This is a genomic window from Atribacter sp., assembly GCF_035418125.1.
Lineage (GTDB): Bacteria > Atribacterota > Atribacteria > Atribacterales > Atribacteraceae > Atribacter > Atribacter allofermentans.
The window spans coordinates 1-15721 of sequence record NZ_DAOLQM010000025.1; the positions used below are offsets into that span (position 1 = coordinate 1).

The 15721-nt window shown below is 38.3% G+C and carries 16 protein-coding genes; 6 read left to right on the forward strand and 10 right to left on the reverse strand.

The window, feature by feature from the left end:
* From PLK24_RS02790 to PLK24_RS02810, 5 genes are all read left to right on the forward strand, one after another.
* Positions 1 to 438: lipid-binding SYLF domain-containing protein (locus PLK24_RS02790; RefSeq protein WP_324476243.1), on the forward strand; the 438-nt coding region annotated here is incomplete at its 5' end.
* 14 nt (positions 439 to 452) lie between these two features.
* On the forward strand, positions 453 to 662 hold the full coding sequence (locus PLK24_RS02795; protein WP_324476244.1) for a hypothetical protein: 210 nt from the start codon (positions 453 to 455) through the stop codon (positions 660 to 662).
* 69 nt (positions 663 to 731) lie between these two features.
* The gene (locus tag PLK24_RS02800) at positions 732 to 1703 is read left to right on the forward strand and encodes a 2-hydroxyacyl-CoA dehydratase family protein (RefSeq protein ID WP_324476245.1); all 972 of its coding nucleotides are present in this window, start codon (positions 732 to 734) and stop codon (positions 1701 to 1703) included.
* Positions 1700 to 2935, forward strand: coding sequence for a 2-hydroxyacyl-CoA dehydratase subunit D (locus PLK24_RS02805; protein ID WP_324476246.1), 1236 nt, complete (start codon positions 1700 to 1702; stop codon positions 2933 to 2935). Before PLK24_RS02800 ends, PLK24_RS02805 begins: the two co-directional genes overlap by 4 nt.
* Before the next feature lie 5 nt (positions 2936 to 2940).
* Positions 2941 to 3720, forward strand: a complete 780-nt coding sequence (locus tag PLK24_RS02810) for an acyl-CoA dehydratase activase (RefSeq protein ID WP_324476247.1) — start codon at positions 2941 to 2943, stop codon at positions 3718 to 3720.
* Positions 3721 to 3741: 21 nt separating this feature from the next.
* Here PLK24_RS02810 and PLK24_RS02815 read toward each other — a convergent pair whose 3' ends face one another.
* The 7 genes from PLK24_RS02815 to PLK24_RS02845 form a co-directional block, all read right to left on the reverse strand.
* Complete coding sequence (locus PLK24_RS02815) at positions 3742 to 5007, reverse strand: glycosyltransferase family 2 protein (protein ID WP_324476248.1); 1266 nt, start codon at positions 5005 to 5007, stop codon at positions 3742 to 3744.
* A gap of 273 nt (positions 5008 to 5280) precedes the next feature.
* Positions 5281 to 6276 carry an ABC transporter permease gene (locus tag PLK24_RS02820; protein ID WP_324476249.1) on the reverse strand — a complete coding sequence of 332 codons (996 nt, stop codon included), beginning with the start codon at positions 6274 to 6276 and terminating at the stop codon, positions 5281 to 5283.
* 26 nt (positions 6277 to 6302) lie between these two features.
* Positions 6303 to 7061, reverse strand: coding sequence for an ATP-binding cassette domain-containing protein (locus PLK24_RS02825; RefSeq protein ID WP_324476250.1), 759 nt, complete (start codon positions 7059 to 7061; stop codon positions 6303 to 6305).
* Positions 7062 to 7090: 29 nt separating this feature from the next.
* Positions 7091 to 8059, reverse strand: coding sequence for an ABC transporter permease (locus tag PLK24_RS02830; RefSeq protein WP_324476251.1), 969 nt, complete (start codon positions 8057 to 8059; stop codon positions 7091 to 7093).
* 82 nt (positions 8060 to 8141) lie between these two features.
* Positions 8142 to 9125: a substrate-binding domain-containing protein gene (locus tag PLK24_RS02835; RefSeq protein ID WP_324476252.1), complete on the reverse strand. Its 984-nt coding sequence runs from the start codon at positions 9123 to 9125 to the stop codon at positions 8142 to 8144.
* 95 nt (positions 9126 to 9220) lie between these two features.
* Complete coding sequence (locus PLK24_RS02840) at positions 9221 to 10345, reverse strand: uroporphyrinogen decarboxylase family protein (RefSeq protein WP_324476253.1); 1125 nt, start codon at positions 10343 to 10345, stop codon at positions 9221 to 9223.
* A gap of 160 nt (positions 10346 to 10505) precedes the next feature.
* Positions 10506 to 12035, reverse strand: coding sequence for an FGGY-family carbohydrate kinase (locus PLK24_RS02845; protein WP_324476254.1), 1530 nt, complete (start codon positions 12033 to 12035; stop codon positions 10506 to 10508).
* Between the two features lie 291 nt (positions 12036 to 12326).
* On the opposite strand from PLK24_RS02845, the gene PLK24_RS02850 reads away from it, so the two are divergent.
* A complete protein-coding gene (locus tag PLK24_RS02850) occupies positions 12327 to 13199 on the forward strand; it encodes a homocysteine S-methyltransferase family protein (RefSeq protein WP_324476255.1) in 873 nt (290 codons plus the stop codon).
* 54 nt (positions 13200 to 13253) lie between these two features.
* Here the strand turns inward: PLK24_RS02850 and PLK24_RS02855 are convergent, their stop codons facing one another.
* The 3 genes from PLK24_RS02855 to PLK24_RS02865 all read right to left on the reverse strand — a co-directional run bounded on the left by PLK24_RS02855 (position 13254) and on the right by PLK24_RS02865 (position 15673).
* A complete protein-coding gene (locus PLK24_RS02855; protein ID WP_324476256.1) occupies positions 13254 to 13421 on the reverse strand; it encodes a hypothetical protein in 168 nt (55 codons plus the stop codon).
* A 378-nt stretch (positions 13422 to 13799) separates the two neighbouring features.
* Positions 13800 to 14882 carry an A/G-specific adenine glycosylase gene (gene mutY / locus PLK24_RS02860; protein WP_324476257.1) on the reverse strand — a complete coding sequence of 361 codons (1083 nt, stop codon included), beginning with the start codon at positions 14880 to 14882 and terminating at the stop codon, positions 13800 to 13802.
* A gap of 17 nt (positions 14883 to 14899) precedes the next feature.
* Positions 14900 to 15673 (reverse strand): radical SAM protein, encoded by a 774-nt coding sequence (locus PLK24_RS02865; protein ID WP_324476258.1) that lies wholly within the window; start codon positions 15671 to 15673, stop codon positions 14900 to 14902.
* Positions 15674 to 15721 lie beyond the last annotated feature (48 nt).

The window sequence follows — 15721 nt, forward strand, 5'->3', positions numbered from 1 at the left end:
AAAAATAACTGGTATGGTCCAGCTTTTTATAAAATATATGGAGTAAGCTTTGGGCCTCAAGTCGGAATTCAATCTACCAGCTTAATTCTTTTAATTATGAACCAGGATGGGATGGAAATTTTTTATAATGATGGTTTAACCCTGGGAGGAAACGTAAGTGTTGCAGCAGGACCAATTGGAAGAAGTTTTTCGGCCGAAGTCGATTTGAATTTAGATTCTTCAATTTATTCTTATTCACAATCTCGAGGTTTATATATCGGTCTATCGGTTCAGGGGGCACAAGTCAAGCAAAATCGTCAAGCCAATCGTCAACTTTATAAAGAAAGCATCGATCCAGAGGAAATTCTTATGTCAAAGGTTTCATCAAACCCCGCATCTTTGCGTCTTCTACAAATGATAAAAGATTTGATTACAAAAAACTCGGTTGATGATTATTAAAGGAGGGTAAAGCAATGAGAACGATTTTATCCATTCTTGGTGTGATTTTTCTCATTATTTTGGCTTTTCGTTTTTTCCCAGTTATTATTGCGGGTGTTTTGGTGGTAATCGGTGCTATTTTGCTGATTCTCCTTTTAACTGGTGTGGCTATAATAGCGGCACCCATTCTCATCTTACTACTTCTCATTGGGGTAGTGGTCTGGGTGCTTCGATTGATTTTTTAGAACTATCCTTAGGGCTTGATTTATCCATCAAGCCCTCCCCTTTTTTATATTATTCCAGGTGGAGAAGCGATGAATGTAGGATATTTTTGTAGCTATATACCTGAAGAAATAATTCAATCCTGTAACGCAACACCGGTATTTCTATCGTCCGATTCACTTGCTACAACCCAAGCTATACCTTATCTTCCCACTCCTTTTTGTCCATTTTCCAAAATTCTTCTCAATTCTCTCCTCGCCGAGAAAAACCTGGAGTTGAATTTTATTATTTTTGGGGGAGGTTGTGATGCCGGAAGAAAACTTTATGATATTTTTATTGCTCTTCAACCAAAAACCCCCTGTCATTATCTTCATATCCCACTGGTCAGTAATCAAGAATCATTAAAATTTTACCGTCACTCTCTCAATGATTTAGCCAATAAACTTCTTTCCTTCCAAGGGATATCTCAATATAATTTTATCGAAAATCTTCGGATTATCCTTGACCACTCTTTCACTGTAAAACAAACCCGAAGCCAAACTTTCTTGACTGGAGAACTTCCTGGTGATTCTTTGCTTTGGGATAAAATCCAACTCCAAAGTAGCTTGGATTCTACGATTTCTTCAAAAATTTCGATTCTTCTTCTTGCTTCTCATCTTTTTGTTGAAAATATCATCCAACTATTAGAAGAAAAGGAATTTCGAGTTTTTGATGGATCAGCCACGGGGATGAGACGTTATATCTTCCCTGATATCGAATATACTCCTGAACATCATGCTTTAGATACCTTAGCTCGATGGTACTTGGTAAACAAAGTTCCTTGTCCCGGGTATAATCCTCAAAAACGCTTGGAAATCTTACAAAAATTCATCAATCGAGTCGGTATACAAGGTATAGTTTATTTTTACCCTAAATTTTGCGATCAATCACTTTACGACCTATCTTTTTTAAAAAAACAGATAAAAATACCCCTCCTTCCCGTTGAACACGATATGTCCTATTCTTCCATAGGACAGTGGGAAACTCGCATCGATGCTTTTCGGGAAGTTTTATTAAGTCAATGAACCTAAAAGCATCAACAGCTCTTTCACTTGCCCGGTTTTTTGCCAATAGGAAGAGTCTTTTCCACTTATTAGCTATATATGAATGGTGGTTAAAAAGAAAATTTCCAGAACCGACCTTGCCTCAAACATCATATCAATTAACCATTAAAACTATTCGTGAGCTTTATAGTCATTCCCGACCAGTGATTTGGTCGAGCCTCTTTTTCCCCTGTGAATTTATCCATGCTGTCGGTGCCATTCCTTTTTATCCCGAAATCACAATTGGATTAGTTGCCGCTCTTGGTTTCTCGAATCTTCCCTTAGAATTTGCCGAAAAAAATTGGTATTCTCAAGACCTCTGTAGTTATCATCGAGCAGGAGTGGGAATGAGCCTTTTCAAACTATTTCCTCGTCCTGATTTTTTATTAGCAACAACCAGTATCTGTCGGGGTACTGCTGGATTTTTTCAATCCTTAGCTAACATCTGGAAAATACCTTGCTATTTAATTGATGTTCCCTACCAGATGACCCCAGAAGCTATTAATTATGTTCAAAATCAACTCTCCTCAATTACTACACTCATTTCTTCCCAAATAAATTGTCAACTTGATTGGGAAGAAACCTTTTCATTATCCAATGCAACTGTCAAAATCATTCATCAAATCGAAACATTAAGAAAGCAAAAGAGTTTTGCCATTCAACCGCCAACCAAAAATTTAGACTATCTCCCCTATTACTTTCAATTTCTTGGATCGCCAGCCTCAAAATTCTTTTTTGAAAAGTTTTTGGAACACCTGCAAAAACTGAAAAATCCGTCTACCAATTCTCACCGGTTAATATGGCTTCATCTCAAACCCTTCTATCCCAATCAATTAACCGCACTTCTCAATGAATATCACTTTGATGTGGTATATGACGAGTTCGCATCAGTCTTTTGGGAACCATTAGAACCAGAAAAACCTTTTGAATCTCTGGCTAAAAAAATCATCTCCAGTCAAAACCTAACTGTTCCAGAAAAAAGAATACTTAGAATTCTTAATTGGTGTGAACAATTTAAAGCTAATGGGGTTATTCAATTTAATCAATGGGGTTGTCGTCAAAGCCAAGGAATGAATTTTCTGCTTAAAAATACCCTTCAACAAAAAGGCTATCCCGTGTTATTATTAGATGGAGATCATATCGATAAGAAGTTCTATTCTGAAGAGCAACTTCGTACCCGGATAGAAGCATTTCATGAAATACTGGAAGGATAATAACCATGGTATTTGCTGGGCTGGATATCGGTTCTCAATCTACTTGCGCAACCATTATCAATGAAAAGGAAATTATGGCAAGTGTTCTTATGCCGAGTAGTGTGAATCCAAAAAAAATTGGAGAAGAAGCCCTTAACCTTGCTTTAGGAAAAGCCAATCTTTCCCGATCTGATGTCCAATATTTCATTGCTACTGGTTATGGTCGTTATCAGGCAGAAGCTAATGAGAAGATCAGTGAAATCACTTGTCAAGCTCGGGGTGTTCAATGGTTTATTCCTGAAGCGAGGATGGTTCTTGATATTGGTGGACAGGATAGTAAAATAATCCTCCTCGGTAAAAACGGCCGTGTCATTGATTTTATGATGAACGATAAATGCGCAGCAGGGACTGGCCGTTTTTTAGAATTAATGACCCAAGTTTTAGGTATTCAAATAGAAGATTATGGAACCTTAGTCAACCAATCAAGAGAATTCATTGAACTATCTAATACCTGTGCAATTTTCGCCGAATCAGAATTGGTAAGTTTAATTGCTCAAGGAAAAAAGAAAGAAGATCTGGCTCGTGCTGTCTGTCGTTCAGTGGTTAAAAGGATTTTAACCCTTGCCGGAAAAATGAACATCACTCGGCCCCTGGTTTTTACTGGGGGCGTGGCTAAAAACCAGGGAATCATCACTATATTAAAGGAAGAGCTGGCTTTCTCCCCGCTCATCCCTCCCGATCCTCTTATTACCGCTGCCCTTGGGGCTGCTTGCTTAGCTCGAGAAAAAGCCCTTCCCGAACCATAGAAAATTGTTTTCCAATATTTATTACATAATATTTAAGGCTTTCTCTTTGGCACGAACATCAGAAACACCGATATCCCTAGTATGATCGGTTTTCACCCATTGGCTTTGGTTCCGACTTAGAAAAGCCGCATAAAACATAATTGGTGGCCAGGTTAATCCATAAAGAAAATAACTTAAAATATCTGGAATGTAGCGCAAAGTAAATTTACCCCAATAAAAGGATGGCCCCATAACCACATTAAAAGCACATTGGATTAAACCCGAAGCCAGCCAGAGAGGCCAAATAGATATTCCAAAGTTCCAAGAAGATCCAATTGCAATTCTAACGGCAAGGATAGTGAATCCCACTACAGTCGTTACGGCCGAAAGGAGGTAAAATAACCAATCAAGATACTGAATTTTCCAGGTTTTTAACCATTGCAATAATAATTGGGGACCGTATTTCATGAGCACCCAGTAATGACCTTGCATCCAGCGGGTTCGTTGCCGGCGTGATGCCCAAAAAGTGAGGGGTTTTTCATCAAAGATTATAGCTTCATTATTCCAATGAACTCGGCTCCCACTCAAAATAATTCGGGTAGAAAACTCAAGGTCTTCGGTGAGACTTTTTAAATCCCATCCAATGGTTTTTAAACAACTGACGGTAACGACCAATCCAGTACCGCCTAAAGCAGCTGAAAGCCCCCAATTGGAGCGAGCCAACTGCCAAAATCGATTGGTATACCAATAACTTAAAGCATAAGATCGACTGATCCAGGTATCATCGGGATTTTTAGTATCGAGATACCCCTGGATAGCTTGGGCTTTAGGATGACTTTCCATATAATCGTTCATTTTTGCTAAGAAATTTTTTTCAACAAGGTTATCGGCATCAAACATTGCCACTGCATCATAATTTTCCAAAGGAATTTCTCTTAAAGCCCATTGAACATTTCCGGTCTTGCCAATATGTAACGTATCATGTTTTTCTAACACATTTACATTATAGCTTTTGGCAATTTCGGCAGTCTTGTCTTGACAATTATCACAAGAAACATAGATATCAAAGTAATTTTGGGGATAATTTTGTTTAATTAAACTTTCCAATAAATTTCCAACCACTTTTTCTTCATTATGGGCAGGAATTAAAACGGCAAATCGATGAAAACTTTTAGCAGGAGGGAGTGGTGGTGGACTCCATGCACCACGTACTGCAATAAATATTTGATAAGCCCAGTAAATAAAAAGATATACAATAAATATCGCAACACCCGGTCTTATCCAAGCCTCATCCCACAACCAGTGCACTATAACACCTCCATGCTTACACACCAATAGAATAGAAAACAAAAAAAATTTAATAAAATTCCTAAAATACAATTAAATCATTATCATCTTCCCACGATTTTGCTCCTACAATATCTGAGAAAAATAATCCAAAAAAAAAGAAGACCCTTAAGGCCTTCTCCCTATCGTATTATCAACGAGCTCAATCAAAAAATCATTACCTATTAAGGATTTTACTATTTTATCAAAAAAGTATATAAAAAAAATGCTCTTTTTAAACTTTTTTAAAATATTTTACTTTTGAGCCCATTTTTGTTTTTCTAAATACATACTTGAAAGAACTGAAAATACAATAACCAAACCAAATACGGTGTAGGTCCAAAAATAGGGAATCCTCAGAACGACCAAACCATTTTCAATAACCGAAATGGCAAAAGCACCTAGAAAAATACCTGCCATATCGCCAATACCACCCCGTAGGGATGTCCCTCCCACTACACAGGCGGCAATTGCTTTTAGCTCCCAACCTTCACCGGTTCGGGAAGTAAAACAACTCACCCTTGCGATCTGCATTCCAGCCACAAAAGCACACAAAATTCCAACAATGATAAATGCTGTCATTTTTACTATATGGGTTCGAATCCCCATAGCCCTGGCTGCGTCAGCATTATCTCCAGTTGCATAGATCCAGTTTCCATAGCGGGTGTAATGGAGTAACAATCCCAAAATAATTCCTACAATAATAAACCACAAAGCTTGAACCGGAAATACGCCTCCAATGGTTCCATTTAAAAAGGAAAGAAAAGCTGGCGACGAAGAAACATCACAAGCTTGTTGCAGACCTCCTGAAAACCAGAGGGTTAATCCCCTCCATAACATCATGGTTCCTAAGGTAGTTATAAAGGATGGAATATGACCTTTGGTTGTGACTATGGCATTGATATAGCCAAGGGCAATACCCCCTAAGATGGTCAATGCTAAGACGACAAAATAATTAAGGTTAAGTTTAAAAAATATCAAGAAAAGATATGAGCAAAAAACCAGGATGGATCCAATCGACAAGTCAAACTCTCCGGCAATCATTAGGACGCCGACTCCTAAGGCAATAATACTGAATTCTGAACCGTAAGCCAGGAGTACCTTTATATTTTCAGCATTAATAAAGTTACCACCGGGAGAAAAAACTGTAAATATAATGAGAAGCGCTATCAAAACCACCAGGATACTAAACGACCGGGTGGTTAATAATTTTTTTAAAAAACTATTTTGCTGTTTCACTGGTTTTCCCATTGCTCCTTTCTCCCAGAAATTCCATTTTATTCAACCATAGCACTTTTTATTACTAAGTCAGAAAGGTTATCACGAGTCACTTCCTCTTTCTTTACATCGGCCATTTTTCTTCCTCGAGCCATAACCACAAACCGTTCGGCAATATCATAGACATGATAGAGGTTGTGGGTAATAAAAATGGATGATATTCCCTCACGTTTGATTTGACGAATGAATTCTAAAACTTCATTGACTTCTTTTACCGAAAGAGCCACGGTTGGTTCATCGAGAATGACACATTTGGCTTTGAAATGGATAGCTCGAGCAATTGCAACACCTTGCCGCTCTCCACCTGAAAGGGTAATGACCGGGACGTCAGGTGACCGTAAACGAAGCCCTAAATGCTTAAGGGCTTGCATGCTTTCCTCGTCCATGACTTTTTTATCCAGTAACCCCAACCCCTTCAACGGTTCTCGACCCATAAATATATTTCTTGAAATACTTAAATTGGGAGCTAAGGCTTGTTCTTGGTAAACCGTCTCAATCCCAAGCTTTCGTGCATCACGGGGAGAGTGAATCAGGGCTTTTTTTCCATCAAAATAAATTTCTCCCCTATCGGCAACATGATACCCAGAAAGAATTTTGATCAAGGTCGATTTACCAGCACCATTATCTCCTAATAAACCTAAGGTTTCACCTCGTTTGAGGTTAAAATCAATCCCTCTCAGAGCGTATACCCGACCAAACCATTTATGGATGTCGACCATTTTCACCATATCACTATTCTGATTGGCTTCTGTTGTCATCGGTTAAACCTCACTTTAAAAGATGTGAATTACCTCATTTTTCTTTCAATGTAAGTATTTAGCAAAACAAACAGAACGGTTGCTAAACCAATGAAAGCACTAATAGCAAACACCGGAACTCTCATGAGTATGAGACCATTATCAATAATTGGAATAATGAGTGCCCCTAAAACAATTCCTAACATACTTCCAATTCCTCCCCGGAGAGAAGTCCCTCCGACCACACAGGCGGCAACTGCTTTAAATTCAAAATTAACTCCCTGTGTTGCCGCAAAAGAACCGAGCCGAACCGCTTGCATGCAAGCACAGAAACCGCATAAAGCACCTACGATGACATAACAGATAATTTTAACCCAATCGGTTTTGATTCCCATTGCTCGAGCCGCATCTCGATTATCTCCAGTAGCAAATACCCAGTTTCCAAAGCGATGATAATGAAGAATAATACCCAGTATCACAGCAAAAATTAGAAACCACAGTACCTGAATAGGAAAAAAAGGGGTTAAATTACCAGCCATAGCTAATTGAAAAGGAGTGTTATTGGGAACATAAGTCCGTATACTCATAGGCATCATTTTTGACCAAACATAGAGAATTCCTCTCCAAAACCATAGAGTTCCTAAGGTAGTAATAAACGAAGGCATCCGGGTTTTCACCGTAATAAATCCATTTAAATACCCTAAAGCCATGCCTACTAAAATAGCAGCGATAAAACTGATTAAAGGACTGGTACCGATAAATAGTAGACGGGCAAATACATAGGAACAAAAAGGAAGTACTGACGCCACCGATAGATCAAATTCTCCACAGATCATTAACATCCCAACCCCGAGAGTAATAATCCCTAGATCGGGAAAAAGTTTTCCAATGGCAGAAATATTCCGTACATTAATAAAAATCTTATTGGGTGTAAAAAGAGAAAAAACTACAACTAAGGCGATAAATACCCATAAAGTATTTGATGAGCGGAAGGTCAATAATTTTCGTAAGGAGTTCATCTTCCGACCTCTTTTATTATATGGTATGGTAGATCATTAGAAAATTCCGGCTGGTTACTATAGCAACCAGCCGGAACCAAAATTATCTAACATGCATGGGAGAAAGTTTCTCGATCAAATCGATCTTCTCAATACTATCAACTAAATATCCACCAGTATCAATATTTGGAGTAAATCCGAATTTATTGTAGAGATAAAGTACATATACTGCATAATAACCCTGCAGGTATTGCTGCTGATCAATAGTTGCGGTTATGTATCCTTCCCGCAGTCCATTCAGAGTTGCAGCGGTGGTATCAAATCCTCCAGCAATAACCTCGCCTGGTTCTTTACCAGCAGCTTTAAGAGAATCTGTCAAGCGGTCAGTAGCGATTCCACCTAAACCGATCATAAAAGTAGTTTCTGGATGAGCTAAGAGATAGGAAGTTTCTCTTTGTTCCATGGTGGTCATTTCCAAACCGCCACCATCAATAATCTCAAACGAAGTGATTCCAAATTCTTCTCCCGCTCTTTTAATACCATTAGAACGAACGACACCGTAATTGGCTCCCGGAACTTCAACCGGCATAGCTACGTGAGCTTTGGAGAGATCAATTCCCTTCTCTTTTGCTTCCTGGAACAAGCGTAACCCGATCATGTATCCGGCTCTTTCTTCACTCTGTCCGATATAGCAAAGACGCTTATTTCCGGCGGGACCCTGAGAATCGTCGTTATTTATTCCAATAACTGGTATGCCTGCAGCTAAAGCTTCCTCTACCGGCTTATCCCAGGCAGTATCATCATTAACAACTAAAGCAATTCCATTCGGTTTTTGAGCGACAGCTTCAGCAAGTCTTTTTTGCTGCAGGGCTAAGTCTGAACCAGCTAAATCAATATCAACCTGGCATCCTAATTCTTTGGCCGCATCCAACATACCCTGTTGAACGACCGCCCAGAAGGGGTCATCTCCACCATGGGTTACTAAACGAAAGTACATGCCCTCGGCTGGTTTCTCCTGACCAAAAGCAAGAGAAGACATACTTACCATTAACACCGTAATAATTAATAATATTAACCAATTTTTCATTTTCTGCCCTCCTAATATTTTTCTCAGTTTTCATTTAGAATTTAATTCTTGACAAACTACTGAATATCACCACCTCCTATCAGGAATTCCAGGTTTTAATATCTCCCATAATGAATAGCTTCTTCAAACATAGCGATAATATTTTGAGGCGGAACATCGGCCTGAATATTATGGACTGCCGCCAATATATAACCACCTCCAGGAGCTAATTCATCGATCCGGCGTCGTACTTCATCCCGAACCTCGGATGGTTTTCCAAAAGGAAGAGCGTGTTGGGTATCAATTCCACCCCAGAAAACGATTTGTTTCCCAAACTCCTTTTTTAGCTTGTGTAAATCCATGCCTTGCGCTTTCACTTGAACCGGATTCAGGATTTGTACACCAATTTCAATTAATTCTGGTATAAAGGAAGACACTGCACCACAGGAATGATAAAAAATAGGCGCATTGGTTTTGGTTTTAATAAAATCGTAGAGCTTTTTCTGACGAGGTTTTATATACCGGCGGTAAAGATCAAGAGAAACAAAGGGACTGTTCTGAGTGGCTAAATCGTCTCCACAAAGGATTACATCTATGAGGTTTCCCGTTCGACTGAGTAACTCTTCAAATTGTCCAATTTGGAATTCAAGCATAATATCCAAAATTGCACAGGCAAGATTAGGATTGAGTACCAAATCCATCATAATTTTTTCAAACCCACGAAGATACCAACCAAATTCAAAACAGGAACCAATGATATTGACAATTACTGCTTTCTCACTTTGATGTAATTTTTCAACCTGGCTTTGCAGTAAATCGTAAGAGGCTTGATCTTGATGGGGGTCAGGCCAAGTTAATTTCTCTAAATCTGATAGGGATTCTACTCGAGAAAGCGGATGTCCTATCATATCAAAATAGAGTCCAGTAAAACGCCGTTTTATGTCCCATTCATCAACCCAAATAGAATCCGGGCTATCCTTGCTCCATATTTCTGGTGGAACTTCTTGATAAGCATACCTGGTATCAATTTGAAACCAATCAAGAATCTGTTCATCGGGTTTTATCAACTGCTGTATTCGATCAATCACATATTCATTTGAAGAAACAGGGAATTTGAGCTCATTTTTGAGATTGCGATAAGCAATACGAGTAATGCCGCTTACGATCCCTCCTAAATCCAAAGGGACCCGATCGGGTTCTTGATGATTTATCGCTTTTCTGAGGCGTTCTCGACTGTTCATATCTTTCCTCTCCAGGATTCTATTATAATCTATTCTTGGTTTATATTACCATTATTTTCTAAACAATGAATTGATATTCGGTTTTTTATAATAAATTGGTTGTGGAATTTATCTTTTTTTGTATTCCACAACCGATAAATTATTTTTCAACTAATATTTATTATATCTCAACCAGTTCTTTCATAATGTTTTTGGTATTTTCATAGAGATCGCGGAATATCTTATAGTATTTATTATAAAGAGCATGATTTTCCTCATTGACAGTAATAACCGGACGGAAATCGACCCATTCTTTGATTTGTTCAGGTTTATCGAAAACCCCGGTTCCCAAACCAACCAGGAAAGCATCACCAAAGGGTGCTTCGACGTCTTTTGAAAGTCGTTTCATATTAAATCCAGTGATATCGGCAAATATTTGAACCCAGAAATTTGATTTGGCAACACCACCAACAATCCAACAATCGGGATCGAGCTTCATTCCAACCTTGATTGCTTCTTCCATATTATGTCTAAGTGAATAAGCCGCTGCTTCTAACATTGCACGGTAAACATGAGCTCGAGTATGATAGAGAGACAACCCCATGATCGTTCCTCGAGCATCCGGGTCCCAAATCGGAGAACGATCACCCATAAAATAAGGAAGGACGATGACTCCCTCACTCCCTGGCCCAATACCGTTGGTTTCTAATTCAAGCAAAGTATAAGCTGATATGCCAGTGTTTTTACTGACTTCTTTCTCATATTGACCAAATTCATCTCGGAACCAACGAGCTAACGCTCCTGAGGTCGCACTTCCACCAAATGTATAAATTTTTTGATCATCATATACGACATAAGGCATGCTCACCAAACCAGGGGTGAGATACTGCCCACCATGAACGCTCCCCCAACACATTGAGGTACCTGCCATAGCTACATGTTCGCCTTCGCTCAATACTCCAGCACAAAGTTGTGCCACTGGTGCATCGATACCTCCTGCAACGACTGGGGTTCCTTCTAAAAGCCCAATCTGGTTCGAGAATTCCTGGTTTAGGGGTCCGACAATATCAGAGGATTTCACAATGCGTTCACATAACATTCGCCGAGGGATATTTAATATTTGGCACATTTCATCCGACCAAGTTCGTTTTTTTATATCAAACACTCCTCCAATATTACCGGCCGAAGAATAATCAATGGCCAATTGATTGGTCAGTTTATATACAACATAATCCTTAGGAGTAACAAATTGATAAATATTATTCCAAACCTCCGGTTCGTTATTACGAATCCACATCATTTTTGTAAACCCAAAATATGAATCAACATAATTCCCGGTAATTCCAAATATGGTATCTTTGGGAATGTTATCTTTCACCCACTGGGTTTCAGCACGAGCCCGTCGATCCATCCAAATTAAACAAGGTCGTAACGGATTCATATCTTTATCCACTGGCACTCCTGAACCACCGTAAAGGCCACTGATAGCAACTCCTGCTATTTCAGATGGTTTGACTCCTGACTTTTTCACACATTCCGCTAGTGTTTCTACCACTGCATCCAACCAAATGTCTGGCCATTGTTCCGCCCAGGAAGGTCTGGGGGTTATAACTCCGTATTCCTTAAAGCCTTCGCTTATCAACTCACCCTTCTCATTTACCAGAACGGATTTTGTTCCTTGTGTTCCTATATCAGTTCCTAATAAATACATTTCAACACCCCCATAAATTTATCAATTATTTTATTTTTTTTGTTTTATTCTTAAAAAACTACCAACTCAATGGTAATTTATTTTTTTATTAATTTTCTCTCTTTTTTGCCGCTAATGTTTATTGTACCAAAAACATGAAGTCAAATGCATGACTCTAAAAATTATAAGTGAGTTTTTCCAGAAAAACATTAACTTTTTATTGATTTCTTCTAACATATATTGAATAATATCCCCAAGTCGTTGGAGTTTTAAATATTTTGATGAAAGTTTTTGTCCAATAGGAGCAAAACCATGCTTGCCAATTTACTATCAAAAAAGAATTTGGTGCTCGATGGAGCCATGGGAACTCGTTTACAAAAAGCCGGATTACCGGCTGGCCATCTTCCTGACGAATGGAATATTTCTCACCCCAACCTGGTCTATAATATTATTCACAGTTATGTTGAAGCCGGTTCAGATATCGTACAAACCAATACTTTTGGATCCAATCGCTTAATTCTTAAAAAATATGGTTTAGAAGGAAAAATCAATGAAATCAATCGTCAAGCAGTTAAAATTGCCCGGGAGGCTCTTGATTCTTCTACACTCCTTTGTGGTTCATTAGGACCAGTTGGAGATTTTATTGAACCTTACGGTGACCTTACCAAAAAAGAAGTTCAAGATGTTGTCAAAGAGCAAGTAGAAATTCTTCTTTCTGAAGGAATCGAAATTTTTAATTTAGAAACTTTTATATCATCAGTTGAATCAATAGCTGCTACCGAAACTATTTTAGAACTAGGTGGCGAAGTTATTTCCAGCTTTACTTTTGAACCCCGAGATGATGGGCGATTTACCACGTTGATGGGTGAAACACCAGAAAAAATTGCCCATATTTTTCAATCCTATCCGATCGCTGTTCTGGGTGCCAATTGCGGTACAGGTATGAAACAAATGATTAAAATTGCAGGTGTATATCGGTCTTATTACTCTGGTTATCTTTTATGTAAACCGAATGCTGGTATACCGAAAGTTCAAGGTAACCAGGTTCTTTATACCGAAACACCAGAAGATTTTGCTAAAGGTACAAAGGAACTCCTCAATTTGAATATCAACCTGATTGGGGGATGTTGTGGAACTACCGAAAAACACATTCGAGCAATTGCCGAGGTTGTCCATCAATCATAAAGCCGGTCGGAATTCCGACCGGCTTTATGATATTTTCTCAAACATTCTCGATTTTTAAGATTTCTCTTTCCTAAATGTAACTAAAACACCAATTAAACCTAAAATTATTTTTAAAACTGCATGCCATATTGGTTCAGTTCCTATTCCAATACCAGGAATGGCTCCTAAAATACCCATAATTAACAAAAGCCAAGAATAAACCATAAGAAGCGTTTTATACATTTATCTCCCTCCTTTAAAAAAATCCTTTAACCAAAAGACACTATTCATATTAATCAATAAATAATTTTATCTATTAGAATTTTTTACGAATTATCTTTCTAAAAGATTCACCTTAAAATATTTCATTTGATACTTGTCTAATTCAATTTATACCATTCAGAAAAGACTTGCCTTTTGCTGACTTCATGAAATTTTGAAAATGAGAATATAAAAAAGGACCAATAATAAAATCTTTAAACTTTTTAATACAAGAATTAAGGTTAAAGAAATACAAAAAGGAAACTCTCAATAATATTTGATACAAAAAAAGGGTAGTTTTTGGTCATTTCAATTCAAAATTTTTTAATTACCTCGATTGATGCATTCTCCCTAATTATTCTATAGTTTAATTAATAAATTTATTAATCGGCGATTAGCAGCAGGAAAAGCGTAAGCTCTGAAATCTTCGGATTTGATCCAGCGATAGTCAGACGCAAAATGGAGAATCGGTGATTGATTTTCTGGAATTAACTTACACAAATAAGCATGAAGAGTCACCGAAAAGTTAGTATATCCATGCTTCAAAGTTGTTATTTTTTTTTCCACTTGAATACTAAATTGAAGTTCTTCTTGAAATTCCCGAACTAAAGCATCTTCGGGTTTTTCTCCCTGGTTTATTTTTCCACCAGGAAATTCCCATAAATCTGCCATCAAACCATTTGCAGGTCTTTGTTGAATAAAGAACAAACCATCTTTTTGAAGAACTCCCACAACCACTTTTATTGGAATGGCCTTTTTTGAAGGTTGAACTACTGGCCTTTGTTCAGTACAACCAAGATGAAAACTCAAACAAGGTTTTTGAACTGGACACTCATAACAAGTCGGAGATTTGGGTGTACAAATAAGCGCCCCTAATTCCATTAATGCCTGATTAAGCCATCGAGCCTTCCCGGGAAGAATCAGTTCCTCAGCTTTTTTCCAAATATAATTTTTGGTTTCTCTCCGTTCAACTGAATTTTCAATATTAAAAATTCGAGCAAGAATCCGTATTACGTTCCCATCAACCAGAGGATAATTTTGATTAAAAGCAATACTCATGATGGCACCCGCCGTGTAGGGTCCTATACCAGGAAGTTTAAGAAGCTCATCAAGGTTCTCGGGAAATTGGCCACCAAGCTGATTTAAAATAATTTTCGATGTTTTATGAATAAATTTCACCCTGGAATAGTACCCCATCCCTTCCCATAGCCTTAATAACTCCTCATAAGAAGCTATTGATACCGATTCAAGGGTAGGGAATCGTTGCATCCAGCGGAGATAGTAGGGAATAACCCGGTCGACTTGAGTTTGTTGGAGCATGATTTCAGAAATCCATACTGAATAGGGAGAATATTCCTCACGCCAGGGAAGTTTTCTTTGATGAGTATCAAACCAATTCACCAAAGGTAAAGATATTTGATGGTGGAGCAGACTCGTTTCCATTCCAAAAAATTCAGTTCCTACACCAAGGCGTCGACTTGAATATTAATGGAATTTTTCGAGAGGAGTTCGGCTCCTAAGAACTCAGCGATGGCAATTAATCGCTGGGGAGAGGTTGAATTGACCCAATCTTCGGCAGGATTCCGGTCCAATGAATTCAATTGAACACGGTCGGGTGAAATGCGGCTTATGGCATCTCGCATAAGGTAGAGCTCGGATTCGCTATCATTGATTCCTTCAACAATGAATACCTCCAACCATATTTGTCCGTGATAGTTTTCTCGCAATTGGATTAATCCATCGACTAAAGAAGCTAAAGTTATTGAGGGATGAGGTCGATCAATCTTTTTAAAAATCTCTTCGCTTCCAGCGTCCAACGAAGGAAGAATGATGTCTATCGGTTGAACTTCTTGAAAAAGCTCGGGGTGAGAAGGGAAAAGTGTTCCATTAGTAATGAGAACCAGGTATTGATCAGGAAAGGTTCTTTTTGCAAATTGAGCGATTGATCCAAATCCAGAATGAAGGGTTGGCTCACCAAATCCGGCGAAAGTGACACAGCTTGGAGGTTTCGATCGAAACAGTGAACTTCCCGAATATCTTTTTAAAGTTTTCTGTACCTGTTCAATAGGTATATAATCCTTACGAATTATGGTTAAATCAGTGGTCTTCCCACACTCACAATAAGCACAATCGAGACTGCAAGTTTTATAGGGAGTTAAATTTATACCAAGTGACATACCTAAACGTCTTGATTGAACAGGACCAAAAATGCATTTTTCTTTCATTCTTCTCATCGTCCTTGTCAGCAAATTTTTAAAGATTGGTTTCCTCAGTTAATAAAG